This is a genomic window from Pseudomonas sp. B1(2018), from assembly GCF_003097365.1.
GTDB lineage: Bacteria > Pseudomonadota > Gammaproteobacteria > Pseudomonadales > Pseudomonadaceae > Aquipseudomonas > Aquipseudomonas laurylsulfatiphila.
Genome location: NZ_PYUK01000016.1, coordinates 118,127 through 136,230, shown reverse-complemented (window position 1 = coordinate 136,230; position 18,104 = coordinate 118,127). Strand labels below are relative to the sequence as shown.

Below are 18,104 nucleotides of genomic sequence, written 5' to 3'. Positions count from 1 at the left end.
ACATGAAGGCCGACAGTCGGCCGTGGAGATCAGCATGTCCAACAGCTTCCTGAATCCGGTAACCACCCAGACCTGGGCCAATGGTCGACACATTGTCCGTTGTGTCAAAGTCATCCAGGAAACCTGGGATGTGCGCACCTTTTGCTTCATGGCCGACCAGCCGATCCTGTTCTTCTTCAAGCCGGGGCAATTCGTCACCCTGGAGCTGGAAATCGAAGGCCAGCCGATCATGCGTTCGTACACCATTTCCAGTTCGCCGTCGGTACCCTACAGCTTTTCGGTGACCATCAAGCGTGTGCCGGGCGGCAAGGTCTCGAACTGGCTGCACGACACCCTGCACGAAGGCCAGGAGCTGGCGGTGCACGGCCCGGTCGGGCTGTTCAATGCCATGGACTTCACCGCGCCGAAGGTGCTCTACCTCAGCGGCGGCGTTGGTATCACGCCGGTCATGTCCATGGCGCGCTGGTTCTACGACACCAACGGCAATGTCGACATGGTGTTTATCCACAGCGCCCGTTCGCCCAAAGACATCATTTACCACCGCGAGCTGGAGCACATGGCGTCGCGGATCGAAAACTTCAGCCTGCACCTGATCTGCGAGAAGCACGGCATGGGTGAGCCCTGGGCCGGTTATCGCGGTTACCTGAACCACAGAATGCTTGAATTGATGGCGCCTGACTTCCTCGAGCGCGAAGTATTCTGCTGCGGCCCGACACCCTATATGAATGCGGTCAAGCGCTTGCTCGAAGGCGCAGGTTTCGACATGTCGCGTTACCACGAAGAATCCTTCGGTGCGACCCCGCCAGAGGCGCGCGCCGATGCGGTAGAACATGCAGTACAAGCGGCCGAGGCACCGGAAGTCGATGCGGCGGACTTGCATCAGGTGGAGTTCACCGCCTCCGGAAAGAGCATCCGCGTGGCCCCGGGCGAGACCGTGCATGCGGCGGCGGCCAAGGTTGGCCTGATGATTCCGAAAGCGTGCGGCATGGGCATCTGCGGCACCTGCAAGGTGTTGAAGCTGGGTGGCGAAGTGGAGATGGAGCACAACGGCGGAATCACCGAGGAAGACGAAGCCGAAGGGTTCATCCTGTCGTGCTGCAGCGTGCCGAAGGGTGACGTGCGCATCGAATTCTAAGCGTTACGCAATACCTTTGTAGGAGCTGCCGAAGGCTGCGATCTTTTGATCTTGTTTTTCAAGATCAGGATCAAAAGATCGCAGCCTTCGGCAGCTCCTACAGGGATTCAATCGATAAACAGGTCTGTCATCAGCTTTTCGGTGCTATCGGGTGCAAACCGATAGTGTTCGAACTCGGTCACGCCGTTCTCCCGCAAGACTTCCTCATCGATCAACAAGCGCCCGGTCAGGCTGCGGTTGGCGCTGCTCAAAATGACGTGCGCCGCATCCGCCATGATCGCAGGCGTTCGCGCATGTTTGAACGATTCCTTCGACCCCAGCTGAAACTCGATGGCCGCAGTGGCAATCATCGTCTGTGGCCACAGCGAGTTGACGCTGATGCCGTAATTCCTGAATTCCTCACTCATGCCCAGGGTCAGCATGCTCATGCCGTACTTGGTGACGGTATAGGGGCTGTATTGGGCGAACCACTTGGTGGCCAGGTTCAGCGGCGGAGACAGGTTGAGGATGTGGCCGCCGGACTTCTTCAGGTACGGCAACGCAGCCTGGCTGCACAGCAATACGGCACGGGTGTTGATCTGGTGCATCAGGTCGAAGCGTTTCAGTTCTAGGTGCTGGACTCCGGTCAGCTTGATCGCCCCGGCGTTGTTGATCAGCGCGTCGATACCGCCGAAATGTTCATTGGCCCGGGCCAGCGCTTCACGTACGGCATCCTCTTCACGTACATCCACCTGCAAGGCCAGCGCCTGGCCGCCTGCGGCTTCCACTTCCCGGGCCACGCTGAAAATCGTGCCCGGCAGCTTGGCATGGGGTTCGGCGCTTTTGGCGGCGATCACAATGTTGGCCCCATCGCGTGCGGCCCGCAGCGCGATCTCGCGGCCGATGCCGCGGCTGGCGCCGGTGATGAACAGGGTTTTGCCTTGCAAGGACATGTTGACGCTCCTGATTGTTGTTATGTGAGCGGATTGGCTCGACAAACAATGTAGACGAAGTCGTTCAGGCGCTGCGGCAAGAGATGTGACTGAATGTGGGCAGGGAAGAGGTGAGCGAACCTGTGGCGAGGGGCTTGCCCCCGTTGGCCTGCGCAGCAGGCCCATAGCCTGAGCACGCGACCTGGCAGGCAGATCGCATGAGTCGGTTTTACGACGGCTGCGCCGCCGAACGGGGGCAAGCCCCCTCGCCACACGGGATCGCGGTTATGCCATGACTTCTCGGATATCCCGCGCCAGTTCGCGCACGCGCGCTTCTTCGGTGTCCCACGAGCACATGAAGCGTGCGCCGCCGTTGCCGATGAAGGTGTAGAAACGCCAGCCCCTGGCGGTCAGGGCAGCGATGGCCGGTTCCGAGAGTTGCAGGAATACGCCATTGGCCTGCACCGGGAACATCAATTCCACGCCAGGAATGTCGCTGACCAGTTCGGCCAGCAATTGGGCACAGCGGTTGGCGTGGTTGGCGTATTTGAGCCAGGCGTCGTTTTCCAGGATGCCGACCCAGGGTGCCGACAGGAAGCGCATCTTTGAAGCAAGCTGCCCGGCCTGTTTGCAGCGGTAATCGAAATCTTCGGCGAGTTTGTGGTTGAAGAAAAGAATCGCCTCGCCCACTGCCATGCCGTTCTTGGTGCCGCCGAAGCACAGCACGTCGACGCCGGCCTTCCAGGTCAGGTCGGCCGGGGAGCAGCCGAGGAATGCGCAGGCGTTGGAGAAGCGTGCGCCGTCCATGTGCAGGTTCAGGCCCAGTTCCTTGCAGGTGGCGCTGATGGCGCGGATTTCGTCCGGGGTGTAGACGCTGCCGACTTCGGTGGCCTGGGTCAGGGTCACCACGCGAGGTTTCGGGTAGTGGATGTCCTGGCGCTTGAGCGCGACCTCGCGGATCGATTCCGGGGTCAACTTGCCGTTTTCAGTGCGGGCGATCAGCAGCTTGGAGCCGTTGGAGAAAAATTCCGGGGCGCCGCATTCGTCGGTTTCGACGTGAGCGGTTTCCGAGCAGATCACGCTGTGGTAACTCTGGCACAGCGAGGACAGCGCGAGCGAGTTGGCGGCGGTGCCGTTGAAGGCGAAAAACACTTCGCAGTCGGTTTCGAACAGTTTACGGAAATCGTCGGACGCGCGGGCGGTCCACTCGTCGTCGCCGTAGGCGCGCTGGTGGCCGTGGTTGGCCTGTTCCATGGCCGCCCAGGCTTCAGGGCAGATGCCGGAATAGTTGTCGCTGGCGAATTGTTGGCTCTTGTCGGTCATGGCCTGCTTCCGTGGTCGAGATGCCTATGGTGAAGCGTCCCGTGGTCAATGAGGGTGCGCACTGTACCCAAGATCGTCAGGTGGAGCGCACAGGATGTCGCTGTTTGGAAAATACAGTGTCGAAGGGCAATTATGCACGTGACAACGCAGGAGATCATGCACAAGACCATGCACTTAAAGCAGCGCGATGGGGCACTGGATCTGCTCAAGTGGCTGGCACTGCTGAGCATGGTGCTCGATCACCTGCGATATGTCGGTTTTTCCGCCGATTGGTTGTATGTGCCGGGGCGCCTGGCGTTTCCGTGGTTCTGTCTGGCGATGGCGGCCAATCTGGCGCGCGAGCGGACTACGACGACCGGTGGCCAATGGCGTTATCTGGGTTGGTTGCTGCTTTTTAGCGCGGTGAGTGAAATTCCTTACCGGATGTTCATTCCCCATCCCGACACCTTGAACGTGCTGCCCACCCTTGCCCTGGGTTTGCTGGTGGTTCGTGGCTGGCAGCAGCCGGTGCCTGCATCGCGACTGCTGGCAGCTGGCGCATTGGTGCTGGCGGGCATTTTCTCAGAGCGGCTGATGTTCGGATTCTTTGGTGTGTTGTTGCCGTGGGTGATGCTGCTGGTGTTTCGACGACCCTGGTATTTCGGGATGTTGGCGGGGTTGGTCTGTCTGGCAGCCAATCAATGGCAGGTGCTGTATCACGCGGCACGGCTGGGCAATCACGCAGCCATTCCGGCTATCGCCGCTTGTCTGATTGCGCCATGGCTCGGACTGTTCTTGTTGCGACATGCCAAGGGCGTAAATCCACCACCGATGCGGCGTTGGGCGTATGCGCTCTATCCGGCGCATTTCCTCATTCTTCTGGCCCTGCGCGAATCTCTCGCATAACCCTGTAGGAGCTGCCGAAGGCTGCGATCTTTTGATCTTTTAGAACGGCAAGGTCAAAAGATCGCAGCCTTCGGCAGCTCCTACAGAGGCATACGTATCCCCGCTTGGCAGTCCATGTCGTAAACGCACCTTTGCGTGGCGCCCGTAGGCATTTGACGACTCCAAGCCAGTCATACCATCGCTACCAAAGGGCACTGCCGAAAAGCCAGTGCCTCACCGAGACGAATGGCGCACCGCCGCCGCTGGGAGAGACGCGATGTTCAGCAAGCAAGACCAGATCCAGGGTTACGACGATGCACTGCTGGCGGCGATGAATGCCGAGGAGCAACGTCAGGAAGATCACATCGAGCTGATCGCGTCGGAGAACTACACCAGCAAGCGCGTGATGCAGGCCCAGGGCAGCGGCCTGACCAACAAATACGCCGAAGGTTACCCGGGCAAGCGCTACTACGGTGGCTGCGAGCACGTCGACAAGGTCGAGGCGCTGGCCATCGAACGCGCCAAGCAACTGTTCGGCGCCGATTACGCCAACGTCCAGCCGCACTCCGGTTCCTCGGCCAACAGCGCCGTGTACCTGGCCCTGCTGCAAGCTGGCGACACCATCCTCGGCATGAGCCTGGCCCACGGCGGTCACCTGACCCACGGCGCCAAAGTGTCGTCCTCGGGCAAGCTGTACAACGCGGTGCAGTACGGCATCGACACCAAGACCGGTCTGATCGACTACGACGAAGTCGAGCGCCTGGCCGTCGAGTGCAAGCCGAAGATGATCGTTGCCGGTTTCTCGGCCTACTCCAAGACCCTCGACTTCCCGCGCTTCCGCCAGATCGCCGACAAGGTCGGTGCGCTGCTGTTCGTCGACATGGCCCACGTTGCCGGTCTGGTTGCCGCCGGTCTGTACCCGAACCCGCTGCCTTATGCCGACGTGGTTACCACCACGACCCACAAGACCCTGCGCGGTCCGCGTGGCGGCCTGATCCTGTGCAAGGCCAACGAGGAAATCGAGAAGAAGCTCAACGCAGCAGTTTTCCCGGGTGCCCAGGGCGGCCCGCTGATGCACGTGATCGCCGGTAAGGCGGTGTGCTTCAAGGAAGCGCTGGAGCCTGGCTTCAAGGCTTACCAGCAACAAGTGATCGACAACGCCCAGGCCATGGCCGGCGTGTTTATCAAACGCGGCTACGATGTAGTGTCCGGCGGTACCGACAATCACCTGTTCCTGGTCAGCCTGATCCGTCAGGGCCTGACCGGCAAGGACGCGGATGCCGCCCTCGGTCGCGCCCATATCACTGTGAACAAGAACGCTGTGCCGAACGATCCGCAGTCGCCGTTCGTGACCTCCGGCCTGCGCATCGGCACCCCGGCGGTGACCACGCGCGGCTTCAAGGTGGCCCAGTGCGTCACGCTGGCCGGCTGGATCTGCGACATCCTCGACAACCTCGGCGATGCCGATGTCGAGGCCAATGTCGCCGAGCAAGTGGCAGCCTTGTGCGCGGACTTCCCGGTTTATCGCTGAGTGCGGTTTTGGAGTAAATGACTATGCAACGCTACTCGGGCTTCGGCCTCTTCAAACACTCTCTCAGCCACCATGAAAACTGGCAGCGCATGTGGCGCACGCCGACCCCGAAAAAGGTCTACGACGTGGTCATTGTCGGCGGTGGCGGGCATGGCCTGGCCACGGCTTACTACCTGGCCAAGGAACACGGCATCACCAACGTGGCCGTGGTCGAGAAAGGCTGGCTGGGCGGCGGTAACACCGCGCGCAACACCACCATCGTGCGCTCCAACTACCTGTGGGACGAATCGGCCCACCTGTACGAACACGCGATGAAACTGTGGGAAGGCCTGTCCCAGGACCTGAACTACAACGTGATGTTCTCCCAGCGCGGCGTCTACAACCTGTGCCACACCCTGCAGGACATCCGTGATTCCGAGCGTCGGGTCAGCGCCAACCGCCTCAATGGCGTGGACGGCGAACTGCTGGATGCCAAACAGGTTGCCGACGAGATTCCGTACCTCGACTGCTCCAAGAACACCCGCTACCCGGTGATGGGCGCAACCGTCCAGCGTCGCGGCGGCGTAGCTCGTCACGATGCCGTGGCCTGGGGCTTTGCCCGGGCCGCCGACGCCCTTGGCGTGGACCTGATCCAGCAGACCGAAGTGATCGGTTTCCGCAAGGAAAACGGCGTGTGCATCGGCGTGGAAACCAACAAGGGCTTCATCGGCGCCAAGCGCGTCGGCGTGGTGACTGCCGGTAACTCCGGGCACATGGCCAAGCTCGCCGGTTTCCGCCTGCCGATCGAATCCCACCCGCTGCAAGCGCTGGTGTCCGAGCCGATCAAGCCGATTATCGACAGCGTGATCATGTCCAACGCCGTGCACGGCTACATCAGCCAGTCCGACAAGGGCGACCTGGTGATCGGCGCCGGTATCGACGGCTACAACGGCTACGGCCAGCGTGGTTCGTACCCGGTGATCGAGCACACCATCCAGGCCATCGTCGAGATGTTCCCGGTGCTGTCGCGCGTGCGCATGAACCGTCAGTGGGGCGGCATCGTCGACACCACGCCGGATGCCTGCCCGATCATTTCGAAAACCCCGGTACCGAACATGTTCTTCAACTGCGGTTGGGGCACCGGCGGCTTCAAGGCCACACCTGGCTCGGGCAACGTGTTTGCCGCAAGCCTGGCCAAGGGCGAAATGCACCCGTTGGCCGCACCTTTCTCCATCGACCGTTTCCACAACGGTGCGCTGATTGACGAACACGGCGCTGCTGCCGTCGCCCACTAACAGGAGAAATTTCCTATGTTGCATATCTTCTGTCCTCACTGCGGCGAACTGCGCTCCGAAGAGGAATTCCATGCATCCGGCCAGGCGCACATCCCGCGCCCACTGGACCCGAACAGTTGCACCGACGAGGAGTGGGGCGATTACATGTTCTTCCGCGACAACCCGCGCGGTCTGCACCACGAGCTGTGGGATCACGTCGCCGGTTGCCGTCAGTACTTCAACGTCACCCGCGACACCGTGACCTACGAGATTCTCGAAACCTACAAGATCGGCACCAAGCCACAATTCACCGACAAGACCGATAGCCCGAAAGCGGCCAGCACGGCTCTGGGAGAGAAGGTATGAGCCAGATCAATCGCCTGTCCAACGGCGGACGGATCGACCGCAACAAAGTCCTGAGCTTCACCTTCAACGGCCAGAACTACAAAGGCTTCGAAGGCGATTCCCTGGCCGCTGCACTGCTGGCCAACGGCGTCGACATCATCGGTCGCAGCTTCAAGTATTCCCGTCCGCGCGGCATCTTCGCCGCCGGTGCCGAAGAGCCGAACGCGGTGCTGCAGATCGGCGCCACCGAAGCCACGCAGATCCCGAACGTGCGCGCCACGCAACAGGCGCTGTATCAAGGCCTGGTCGCCACCAGCACCAACGGCTGGCCGAGCGTGAACAACGACATGATGGGGATTCTCGGCAAGGTCGGCGGCAAGCTGATGCCGCCGGGTTTCTACTACAAAACCTTCATGTACCCGCAATCGTTCTGGATGACTTACGAGAAGTACATCCGCAAGGCTGCCGGCCTGGGCCGCTCGCCGACCGAGAATGATCCGGACACCTACGACTACATGAACCAGCACTGCGACGTGCTGATCGTCGGTGCTGGCCCTGCCGGCCTGGCGGCTGCACTGGCGGCTGCGCGCAGCGGTGCCCGTGTGATTCTGGCTGACGAACAGGAAGAGTTCGGCGGCAGCCTGCTCGATTCCCGCGAAAGCCTCGACGGCAAGCCTGCGACCGAGTGGGTCGCCAGCGTCATCGACGAACTGAAGAACACCCCGGACGTGCTGCTGTTGCCGCGCGCCACCGTCAATGGCTACCACGACCACAACTTCCTGACTATCCACGAGCGCCTGACCGATCACCTCGGCGACCGCGCACCGATTGGCCAGGTGCGTCAGCGCATTCACCGGGTTCGTGCCAAGCGTGTGGTGCTGGCGACCGGCGCTCACGAGCGTCCACTGGTCTACGGCAACAACGATGTGCCGGGCAACATGCTCGCCGGCGCCATCTCGACCTACGTGCGTCGTTACGGTGTGGCACCGGGCAAGAAGCTTGTGCTGTCGACCAACAACGACCACGCCTACCGCGTTGCCCTGGATTGGCTCGATGCCAGCCTGCAAGTGGTGGCCATCGCCGACGCCCGCAGCAACCCGCGTGGTGCGCTGGTGGAAGAGGCGCGTGCCAAAGGCATCCGCATCCTCACCGGCAGCGCCGTGATCGAGGCTCGTGGCAGCAAGCGCGTGACCGCTGCCCGTGTGGCCGCCATCGACGTCAAGGCCCACGCCGTGACCAGTCCTGGCGAATGGCTTGAATGCGACGTGGTGGCCAGTTCCGGCGGTTACAGCCCGGTGGTTCACCTGGCTTCGCACCTGGGTGGCAAGCCGATCTGGCGCGAAGACATCCTCGGTTTCGTACCGGGCGAAGCACCGCAGAAGCGCGTATGCGTCGGTGGCATCAACGGTGTCTACGGCCTTGGCGATTCTCTGGCTGACGGTTTTGAAGGTGGCGCCCGCGCCGCTGCCGAAGCCGGGTTCCAGACGATTGAAGGTGTGTTGCCAAAAGCCCTGAGCCGTCTCGAAGAGCCGACCCTGGCGCTGTTCCAGGTACCCCATGAAAAGAACACCGCACGTGCGCCGAAGCAATTCGTCGACCTGCAAAACGACGTCACCGCCGCCGCCATCGAACTGGCGACCCGCGAGGGCTTCGAGTCGGTCGAGCACGTCAAGCGCTACACCGCACTGGGCTTCGGCACCGATCAGGGCAAGCTCGGCAACGTCAACGGCCTGGCCATCGCTGCCCGCTCGCTGAACGTGACCATCCCGCAGATGGGCACCACCATGTTCCGTCCGAACTACACGCCGGTGACTTTCGGTGCCGTGGCCGGTCGTCACTGTGGGCACATCTTCGAGCCGGTACGCTACACCGCGCTGCATCAATGGCACCTGAAAAACGGCGCCGAGTTCGAAGACGTCGGCCAGTGGAAACGTCCGTGGTACTTCCCGAAATCCGGTGAAGACCTGCATGCCGCGGTCAAGCGCGAATGCAAAGCCGTGCGCGACAGCGTCGGCCTGCTGGATGCTTCGACCCTGGGCAAGATCGATATCCAGGGCCCGGATGCGCGCGAGTTCCTCAACCGCGTCTACACCAACGCCTGGACCAAGCTTGATGTGGGCAAGGCGCGTTACGGCCTGATGTGCAAAGAAGACGGCATGGTGTTCGACGACGGCGTGACGGCCTGCCTGGCCGACAACCATTTCGTCATGACCACCACCACCGGCGGCGCAGCTCGCGTGTTGCAGTGGCTGGAGCTGTACCACCAGACCGAATGGCCGGACATGAAGGTGTACTTCACTTCCGTCACCGACCACTGGGCAACCATGACCCTGTCCGGGCCGAACAGCCGCAAACTGCTCAGCGAAGTCACCGACATCGACTTGAGCAGCGAAGCCTTCCCGTTCATGACCTGGAAAGAAGGTTTGGTCGGCGGAGTGCCGGCGCGAGTGTTCCGGATTTCGTTTACCGGTGAACTGTCGTACGAAGTCAACGTGCAAGCCGACTATGCAATGGGCGTGCTGGAAAAAATCGTCGACGCCGGCAAGAAGTACAACCTGACGCCGTACGGCACTGAAACCATGCACGTACTGCGCGCCGAGAAGGGCTTCATCATCGTCGGTCAGGACACTGACAGCTCGATGACCCCGGACGACCTGAACATGGGCTGGTGTGTCGGTCGCACCAAACCGTTCTCGTGGATCGGCTGGCGTGGCATGAACCGTGAAGACTGCGTGCGTGATCAGCGCAAACAGCTGGTTGGCCTGAAGCCTATCGATCCGACCAAATGGCTGCCGGAAGGTGCGCAACTGGTGTTCAACACCAAGCAAGCCATCCCGATGACCATGGTGGGTCACGTGACTTCCAGTTACCTGCACAACTCCCTGGGCTATTCGTTCGCCATGGGTGTGGTCAAGGGCGGGTTGCAGCGGATGGGCGAGCGAGTGTTCGCACCGCTGGCCGACGGCAGCGTGATCGAGGCGGAAATCGTTTCTTCGGTGTTCTTCGATCCGAAAGGCGAACGCCAGAACGTTTAAATGGCCTCGGGTCCTGTGGGCGCGCCGTGAAACCGCGTCGTCTGCATCGCGAGCAAGCTCGCTCCCACAGGATTGAAGTCGCCAGAAAAATTTGTGCCAGGCATCAGTCCACTGTGGGAGCGAGCTTGCTCGCGATGGCGATAGAGCAGCCACCACAAGGGCCGGAACCAACAGAATTCAGAACAGGTGCTTTATGACCGCAGCCAATGTTTACCAACAACGCCCAACCTCCGGGGCCAAGGCCGAGTCGTCGTTGCATCATGCCGACCTCGCCAGCCTGGTGGGCAAGGGTCGCAAGAACGCCGGCGTGACCGTGCGTGAGAAAAAACTCCTCGGCCACCTGACCATTCGTGGCGACGGCCACGATGCCGCGTTCGCCGCCGGTGTGCACAAGGCCCTGGGCATCGAATTGCCGGGCGCACTGAGCGTCATCGTCAAAGGCGAAACCAGCCTGCAGTGGATGGGGCCGGATGAATGGCTGCTGATCGTGCCGACCGGTGAAGAACTGGCCGCCGAGCAGAAACTGCGCGAAGCACTGGGCGATCTGCACATTGCAATCGTCAACGTCAGCGGCGGCCAGCAACTCCTCGAACTGAGCGGTCCGAACGTGCGCCAGGTGCTGATGAAGTCCACCAGCTACGACGTGCACCCGAACAACTTTCCGGTGGGTAAAGCGGTCGGCACGGTGTTCGCCAAGTCGCAACTGATGATCCGTCACACCGCCGAAGACACCTGGGAACTGCTGATTCGTCGCAGCTTCTCCGATTACTGGTGGCTGTGGTTGCAGGATGCTTCTGCCGAGTACGGGTTGAGCGTGCAGGCTTAAAACGACCTATGGCTGTGGCTGTTTTTTGTGGCGAGGGGGCTTGCCCCCGTTGGGTCGCGCAGCGGCCCCAGAACCTGAAGGCACAGTCTGCCAGGCACACCGCGATCACCGGATTTACGACTGCTTCGCAGCCGAACGGGGGCAAGCCCCCTCGCCACAGGATTCTCTGTGATCACCGATGTTGAAACAGGAGTCACCGCACCATGAGCCGCGCCCCAGACACATGGATTCTGACCGCCGACTGCCCCAGCGTCCTCGGCACCGTGGACGCGGTGACCCGCTTTCTGTTCGAGCAGGGCTGCTACGTCACCGAGCACCACTCTTTCGATGATCGGCTCTCGGGCCGTTTCTTCATTCGTGTGGAATTCCGTCAACCCGACGGCTTCGACGAGCAATCATTCCGCGCGGGGCTCGCTTCACGCGGTGAAGCCTTCGGCATGACCTTCGAACTGACTGAACCGAACTATCGGCCGAAAGTGGTGATCATGGTCTCCAAGGCCGATCACTGCCTCAACGATTTGCTCTATCGCCAGCGCATCGGCCAATTGTCGATGGATGTGGCCGCAGTGGTCTCCAACCACCCGGACCTCAAGCCGCTGGCTGACTGGCACCAGATTCCGTACTACCACTTCCCGCTGGACCCGAACGACAAGCCGTCGCAAGAGCGTCAGGTGTGGCAGGTGATTGAAGAGTCCGGTGCCGAGCTGGTGATCCTTGCGCGCTACATGCAAGTGCTGTCGCCAGAGTTGTGCCGCAAGCTCGATGGCAAGGCAATCAACATCCACCACTCCCTGCTGCCGGGTTTCAAGGGCGCCAAGCCCTATCACCAGGCCTACAACAAGGGAGTGAAACTGGTGGGCGCCACGGCGCATTACATCAACAACGACCTTGATGAAGGCCCGATCATTGCCCAGGGCGTCGAGGCAGTGGACCACAGCCATTACCCGGAAGACTTGATCGCCAAGGGGCGGGATATCGAAGGGCTGACGCTGGCGCGGGCGGTTGGATATCACATCGAAAGAAGAGTGTTTTTGAACGCCAACAGAACGGTCGTTCTCTAGATTTTTGGGGCCGCTTCGCAGCCCATCGCGAGCAAGCTCGCTCCCACAGGTTTTGTGTTGTTCACAGATCTTGTGTCCACCCCCCGATCCACTGTGGGAGCGAGCTTGCTCGCGATGGGGCCCTGACAAGCAATACAAGACAAACAGGCAATAACCCGAGCACTTAACGCGCTGCCTGCCTGGGCGACGCGGTTCCATAAAAACAACAGCGAGGTGAAAGCATGTCTGGCAATCGTGGTGTGGTGTATCTCGGCGCTGGCAAGGTCGAAGTACAGAAGATTGACTATCCGAAAATGCAGGACCCGCGCGGTCGCAAGATCGAGCACGGGGTCATTCTCAAAGTGGTTTCCACCAACATCTGTGGTTCCGACCAGCACATGGTGCGCGGGCGTACCACGGCGCAAACCGGCCTTGTGTTGGGCCATGAGATCACTGGCGAAGTGATCGAGAAGGGCAGCGACGTCGAGAACCTGAAAATCGGCGACTTGGTGTCCGTACCGTTCAACGTGGCTTGCGGGCGCTGCCGTTCCTGCAAGGAAATGCACACCGGCGTGTGCCTGAGCGTCAACCCGGCCCGCCCGGGCGGTGCTTACGGTTATGTCGACATGGGTGACTGGACCGGTGGCCAGGCGGAATACGCCATGGTGCCGTACGCCGACTTCAACCTGCTGAAACTGCCGGATCGCGACCGGGCCATGGAAAAAATCCGCGACCTGACCTGCCTCTCCGACATCCTGCCGACCGGCTATCACGGTGCCGTGACTGCCGGCGTTGGCCCAGGCAGCACTGTGTACATCGCCGGTGCCGGTCCGGTCGGTCTGGCGGCGGCCGCATCCGCTCGCCTGCTGGGCGCTGCGGTGGTGATCATCGGTGACGTCAACACCGTTCGACTGGCCCATGCCAAAGCCCAGGGCTTCGAGATTGCCGACCTGTCCCTGGACACGCCGCTGCACGAACAGATCGCCGCACTGCTGGGCGAACCGGAAGTTGACTGCGCCATCGACGCCGTCGGCTTCGAAGCCCGTGGCCATGGCCATGACGGCGTGAAACACGAAGCCCCGGCCACCGTGCTCAACTCGCTGATGGGCGTTGTGCGTGTGGCCGGCAAGATCGGCATTCCCGGCCTCTACGTGACCGAAGACCCGGGTGCTGTCGACGCTGCCGCGAAAATGGGCAGCCTGAGCATCCGCTTCGGCCTGGGCTGGGCCAAGTCCCACAGCTTCCACACCGGCCAGACCCCGGTAATGAAGTACAACCGCGCGCTCATGCAAGCGATCATGTGGGACCGTATCAACATCGCCGAAGTTGTGGGTGTTCAGGTGATCAGCCTGGATCAGGCTCCGCAGGGTTATGGCGAGTTTGATGCTGGCGTGCCGAAGAAGTTTGTGATCGATCCGCACAAGATGTTCAGCGCGGCGTAAGCGTCGGGTAAAAAAAAGGGCGACCGAGGTCGCCCTTTTTTGTGTTCAATGACCTGTTGGGGGTGTGGTCAGGAACTTGTAGTTGAATTCACATTCCTTTTGGACAAGTGACTCGCATTGCGCGAAGTAGTTGACTTTATGGGAGGCGCCGGCCTGTTCTTTAAAGGGCTGAGGCTTCCACTTCGTCCCGTTGACGGGTGCCCACCCATTGAAGGAATACAGTGTCATTCGGGCACCCGCGTAATCGCCGTCACCCTCGTAATCACAGGACACCACATCCCAGTTTCCTTCGGAGCTGACAGTCCGGTAGAGCGCACGTTTGAACACGAAGGTTTCAAGATCTCCTTCCTCGGCCATGGGGTTTTCGCCTACCCAGAGGCGGCCATTCGGGCCGGGAGCGGAATAGCTATAGCCTGGCCCATCTTCCTTTTGTGTGATGCTTTCAGCTGACGGACACACAGCGATTGCTGCCAGGGCGTTAGTTGTGAATATCGACAGTAATACGGCGCTTGCCGCGAGTGTTTTACGTATCATGATGTACTCCTTTACATGGTTTGGAGTAGTCATGTTGGAGGAGGATGGATGCGGTGTGTACTGGCGGTATTGATAGGTTTGCGTGGCGTTTCGAGATAACGGCCAGGGTGATAGTCAGGGAAAGGAAAGGCACAAGGCGCGCTCATGAAGTGCGCTTTGTTCGCGTCAAAGCAAAACCAAAGCACCTTGATAAAGGACGGGGCCAGTCGGTTTCCCGGTCGGTGAGCCACCCTTCGGTTCAAGGCTGACCGCCAGCGCAATCGGCTTGCCGATCAGCGCTTTCTGCGCCTCGCTCAATTCGACCTTGCCTTTGCCGTTCGGCGGAATCACTCCGAGGGAAATCGGTTTGCCGTCCGCCGGTATCGCCCACAATTCCAGACTGCGATCCGGCCCGATTGCGGCCAACGCCAGGGGCTCGACCTGCAGGTAATCCTCGTGGGCCTGCACGCGCAACGCCGGCTGCGCGTCGGCGCTCACCAGCGTGGCGCTGTAGCGGGCGTCGTCGGGGAGGTAGAGCACACCGAGCGTCACTGCGATCAGTAGCGAGCCAACCGCCGCCGTCACTCGTAGCCAATTCCAGAACGGACGCTTCTCTGGCACGTGCAGCACTTGTGGTTCGATCCGCGCGGTAATGCCTTGCCAGACGCGATCCGGCACCGGCTGCTCCGGCAGGGCATCGGTCAGGCTGACCAGGCTTTCCTGCCACTGTGCCAGTTCTGCGCGCAAGGTCGCATCCTCCAATAGCAGCTGTTCGAAACGCCGGCGTGCGGTGGCAGGCATCAGGCCAATGGCATAGTCGGCGGCGAGGGCGCGGCGCAGGGTCGGGGTTCGATAGTTCATGATTCAAGGCACCTGCGCAGGCGTTCCATGCCGCGGCGGATCCAGGACTTCACCGAGCCCAGCGGCGCGGCCAGGTGTTCGGCAAGTTCGGAGCACGACAGTCCCTGGAAATAGGCGACGGTTATCGACTGGCGCTGCATGCCTTCGAGGCTGTCCAGGCAACGGTTCAAGGCGCTGGCTTCGCGAGCACTGTCCAGTTGCTCGTGGGCCGATGGGCTTTCATCCACGAGACTCTGTTCTTCGAGATCGCTCAATGGCCGATCGCGGTGTTTGCGCAACTGGTCGATGGCCTGGTGACGGGTGATGTTGATCATCCAGGTCAGCGGCGCCGACAGATGCGCTTCGTAGCGCGATGCATTGTTCCAGATGCGCACGAAACTCTCTTGCAGCACCTCTTCGGCCAGGTCCGGACGACCCATGAAACGCAGTGCTACCCCGTGCAGGCGCGGGCCGACGCTGCGGTACAGCGTCTCGAACGCGCGGCGGTCGCCCAGTGAACACTGGGCCAACAGTTGCCTGAGCTGATCGGCGTCGGCGATGGGAATGGCGGTTCTCCCGGAAAGCGGGGCAGGTGGCCGGTTGCAGGCAGAGGTTAGTTCACGGCGTGCAGTTGTTCCATTCACGGCGAACACCTCGGAAGGACCGCCGCCCCCAATGCGCGAGGGCGGCGGCACGGCTCAGCTTTTCGGCATCAGCACCTTGTCGATGACCTGAATCACCCCGTTGGACTGGTACACGTCGTAGGTGGTGATGTCGGCGACGTCGCCCTGTTCATCCTTGATGGTGATGTTGTGCGGACCGTTCATCATGACCCACAGTTTGCCGCCGGCAACCGTGGTCAGCTCGGCCTTGCCGCCACCTGCCCTGATTTTCTCGGACAGGGTCATCATGTCGAGTTTCCCGGCGACCACGTGGTAGGTGAGGATGTGGGCCAGTGTGGCCTTGTTGGCCGGTTTGAGCAGGGTGTCGACGGTGCCCGCGGGCAGGGCGGTGAAGGCCGAATTGACCGGGGCGAACACGGTGAACGGGCCTTTGCCCTTGAGGGTGTCAACCAGGCCGGCGGCTTTTACTGCGGCGACCAGGGTGGTGTGATCGGCGGAGTTCACTGCGTTATCGACGATGTCCTTGCTCGGCAGCATGCTCTGGCCGCCGACCGTGACGGTGCCGTGGCCCATGTCCGCCGCTTGCACGGTGTTCAGGACGAGTCCGCCACCAAGGGCCAGGGTCAGCAGGCTGGCAATCAATGGCGTTTTGATCGAAGTGCGTTTCATGGTGATGATCCTTGTGATGAGAATCGGCCAGGAGTGTCTGTCCGTGCTTGATATACGCAGACAGGGTGGGATTGGATGCAGTGGATCGCTATTTGCCACGACACTGACCTTTTAGGAGCTGCCGGAGGCTGCGATCTTTTGATCCTGGCGTGCAGATCAAGATCAAAAGATCGCAGCCTCCGGCAGCTCCTACAGGCCGGGAACAATCCTTGAGGGCGTCAGTCCAATGGGCAGTTTTTCGCCGCCCATTGCCGGGCGGTGTTCATCGAGGATGTCTGAATGAAGATTTCACGCGGTTTTGCACTGGCATCACTCCTGACCCTGGCTGCCAGCCCGGCCTTTGCACAGTTCAACCTGAGCGATGCAGCCAATGTCATTGCCGGCATGAAGGGCGATGACGCGACCGCGACCGCCGCACCGACGCCGCAGACCGCCGATTTGCTGAGCACCCTCAGTGAATTGGACATCACCCCGGAGCAAGCCATCGGCGGCGCCGGGGCGATGCTGGGCCTGGCGAAGAACCAGTTGAGTTCGACCGACTACGCGCAATTGGCCAAAAGCGTGCCGGGCATCGACATGCTCTCGGGCGGCGGTGAGTTGGGCGCGCTGGCCGGCCTGCTCGGCTCCAGCGGCAAAGCGGCAGGGCTGGATAACGCCCTGGGCAACGTCAAGGACACCAACGACCTGAACAACGCCTTCAGTGCCCTGGGCATGGACAGCGGCATGATCGGCCTGTTTACCCCGGTGCTCTTGCAGTACCTCGGTCAGCAGGGCGTCGGCGGTACGTTGCTGAGCAGCCTGGGCAACATCTGGGGCGCCGGCACCGGCACCGGAAGCTGATTCAGTAGCGATCGGTGCGCAAGGCGTCGATGCGCCGATCCTTCTCGATCCAGAGCTGGTTGACCCAGTTCTGGATCTTCTCGCGAAACACCGGATCGTTTTCGTAATCGCCCTGCCACAGCGCCGGATCGAGCTCGCGGGTCTTGATGTCGATGATGACCCTTGGCACATTGCCGCTGATCAGGTCCCAGAACCCCGGAATCTTCTGCTGCGGATAAACCACCGTCACATCGAGAACGGCGTCCAGCTGCTCGCCCATTGCCGCCAGCACGAATGCCACGCCGCCAGCCTTGGGCTTGAGCAGGTGAGTGAACGGTGACTGCTGTTGAGCGCTTTTCGCTGCAGTGAAGCGCGTACCTTCCAGATAGTTGACCACCGTCACCGGCTGGCGCTTGAACAGCTCGCAGGCCTTTTTGGTGATCTCCAGATCCTTGCCCGCCAGCTCCGGGTGTTTGGCCAGGAACGCCTTGCTGTAGCGCTTCATGAACGGGTAATCCAGCGCCCACCACGCCAGGCCCAGGAAGGGCACCCAGATCAGCTCTTTCTTGAGGAAGAATTTGAAGAACGGCGTGCGCCGGTTCAGCGTCTGGATCAGCGCCGGGATGTCGACCCAGGATTGATGGTTGCTGATCACCAGATACGAGGTATCGCGGCGCAGATCTTCACCGCCACGAATGTCCCATTGGGTGGGGATGCAGACGCGGAAAATCAGCTTGTCGATTTCTGACCAGGTTTCGGCGATCCACATCACGGCCCAGGAAGCGAAATCGCGCAAGCGGCCGGACAGGATCAGCTTGAGCAGGGCAAACACCAGCAATGGCCCGATCAGGACCAGGGTATTGAGCAGAAGCAGCAGGGTCACGAAACAGCCGGTGAGCAGGCGGCGCATAAGTCACTCGTGGAAGCGGTTGGGC

The 18,104-nt window shown here is 61.2% G+C and carries 17 protein-coding genes; 10 read left to right on the top strand and 7 right to left on the bottom strand.

Going from position 1 to position 18,104, the window contains the following annotated elements; genetic code table 11:
• Window positions 1–34: 34 nt before the first annotated feature.
• Window positions 35–1,135 carry a glycine-betaine demethylase subunit GbcB gene (gene gbcB, locus C9422_RS23285; protein WP_015097131.1) on the top strand — a complete coding sequence of 367 codons (1,101 nt, stop codon included), beginning with the start codon at window positions 35–37 and terminating at the stop codon, window positions 1,133–1,135.
• 107 nt (window positions 1,136–1,242) lie between these two features.
• Here gbcB and C9422_RS23275 read toward each other — a convergent pair whose 3' ends face one another.
• Complete coding sequence (locus tag C9422_RS23275) at window positions 1,243–2,067, bottom strand: NAD(P)-dependent oxidoreductase (RefSeq protein WP_116582299.1); 825 nt, start codon at window positions 2,065–2,067, stop codon at window positions 1,243–1,245.
• Window positions 2,068–2,331: 264 nt separating this feature from the next.
• Window positions 2,332–3,369, bottom strand: a complete 1,038-nt coding sequence (locus C9422_RS23270; protein ID WP_116582298.1) for a low specificity L-threonine aldolase — start codon at window positions 3,367–3,369, stop codon at window positions 2,332–2,334.
• A 168-nt stretch (window positions 3,370–3,537) separates the two neighbouring features.
• Here C9422_RS23270 and C9422_RS23265 point away from each other — a divergent pair, with 168 nt between their 5' ends.
• The 8 genes from C9422_RS23265 (at window position 3,538) to fdhA (ending at window position 13,705) form a co-directional block, all read left to right on the top strand.
• The gene (locus C9422_RS23265; protein WP_371924835.1) at window positions 3,538–4,254 is read left to right on the top strand and encodes a TraX family protein; all 717 of its coding nucleotides are present in this window, start codon (window positions 3,538–3,540) and stop codon (window positions 4,252–4,254) included.
• Window positions 4,255–4,510: 256 nt separating this feature from the next.
• Window positions 4,511–5,764, top strand: coding sequence for a serine hydroxymethyltransferase (glyA, locus tag C9422_RS23255; RefSeq protein ID WP_007980421.1), 1,254 nt, complete (start codon window positions 4,511–4,513; stop codon window positions 5,762–5,764).
• Between the two features lie 23 nt (window positions 5,765–5,787).
• Window positions 5,788–7,038, top strand: a complete 1,251-nt coding sequence (locus C9422_RS23250) for a sarcosine oxidase subunit beta (RefSeq protein ID WP_007980419.1) — start codon at window positions 5,788–5,790, stop codon at window positions 7,036–7,038.
• Window positions 7,039–7,053: 15 nt separating this feature from the next.
• The gene (locus tag C9422_RS23245; protein WP_007980417.1) at window positions 7,054–7,383 is read left to right on the top strand and encodes a sarcosine oxidase subunit delta; all 330 of its coding nucleotides are present in this window, start codon (window positions 7,054–7,056) and stop codon (window positions 7,381–7,383) included.
• A complete protein-coding gene (locus C9422_RS23240) occupies window positions 7,380–10,397 on the top strand; it encodes a sarcosine oxidase subunit alpha (protein WP_116582296.1) in 3,018 nt (1,005 codons plus the stop codon). Before C9422_RS23245 ends, C9422_RS23240 begins: the two co-directional genes overlap by 4 nt.
• A 193-nt stretch (window positions 10,398–10,590) precedes the next feature.
• On the top strand, window positions 10,591–11,223 hold the full coding sequence (locus C9422_RS23235; RefSeq protein ID WP_116582295.1) for a sarcosine oxidase subunit gamma: 633 nt from the start codon (window positions 10,591–10,593) through the stop codon (window positions 11,221–11,223).
• 203 nt (window positions 11,224–11,426) lie between these two features.
• Window positions 11,427–12,284: a formyltetrahydrofolate deformylase gene (gene purU, locus C9422_RS23225; RefSeq protein ID WP_116582294.1), complete on the top strand. Its 858-nt coding sequence runs from the start codon at window positions 11,427–11,429 to the stop codon at window positions 12,282–12,284.
• A 221-nt stretch (window positions 12,285–12,505) separates the two neighbouring features.
• Window positions 12,506–13,705, top strand: a complete 1,200-nt coding sequence (gene fdhA / locus C9422_RS23220) for a formaldehyde dehydrogenase, glutathione-independent (protein WP_007980407.1) — start codon at window positions 12,506–12,508, stop codon at window positions 13,703–13,705.
• Window positions 13,706–13,750: 45 nt separating this feature from the next.
• Here the strand turns inward: fdhA and C9422_RS23215 are convergent, their stop codons facing one another.
• The 4 genes from C9422_RS23215 to C9422_RS23200 form a co-directional block, all read right to left on the bottom strand.
• On the bottom strand, window positions 13,751–14,239 hold the full coding sequence (locus C9422_RS23215; protein ID WP_165824808.1) for a DUF3757 domain-containing protein: 489 nt from the start codon (window positions 14,237–14,239) through the stop codon (window positions 13,751–13,753).
• 165 nt (window positions 14,240–14,404) lie between these two features.
• The gene (locus C9422_RS23210) at window positions 14,405–15,079 is read right to left on the bottom strand and encodes an anti-sigma factor domain-containing protein (RefSeq protein WP_116582292.1); all 675 of its coding nucleotides are present in this window, start codon (window positions 15,077–15,079) and stop codon (window positions 14,405–14,407) included.
• The gene (locus C9422_RS23205; protein ID WP_116582314.1) at window positions 15,076–15,702 is read right to left on the bottom strand and encodes an RNA polymerase sigma factor; all 627 of its coding nucleotides are present in this window, start codon (window positions 15,700–15,702) and stop codon (window positions 15,076–15,078) included. The genes C9422_RS23210 and C9422_RS23205 overlap by 4 nt, the downstream gene beginning before the upstream one ends.
• A 54-nt stretch (window positions 15,703–15,756) precedes the next feature.
• Window positions 15,757–16,350 carry a fasciclin domain-containing protein gene (locus C9422_RS23200; RefSeq protein ID WP_116582291.1) on the bottom strand — a complete coding sequence of 198 codons (594 nt, stop codon included), beginning with the start codon at window positions 16,348–16,350 and terminating at the stop codon, window positions 15,757–15,759.
• Between the two features lie 279 nt (window positions 16,351–16,629).
• Between C9422_RS23200 and C9422_RS23195 the strand changes: the two genes are divergently transcribed.
• The gene (locus tag C9422_RS23195) at window positions 16,630–17,190 is read left to right on the top strand and encodes a DUF2780 domain-containing protein (RefSeq protein WP_116582290.1); all 561 of its coding nucleotides are present in this window, start codon (window positions 16,630–16,632) and stop codon (window positions 17,188–17,190) included.
• Between the two features lies 1 nt (window position 17,191).
• On the opposite strand, the gene C9422_RS23190 is transcribed toward C9422_RS23195, so the two are convergent.
• On the bottom strand, window positions 17,192–18,079 hold the full coding sequence (locus C9422_RS23190) for an acyltransferase (protein WP_116582289.1): 888 nt from the start codon (window positions 18,077–18,079) through the stop codon (window positions 17,192–17,194).
• Window positions 18,080–18,104 lie beyond the last annotated feature (25 nt).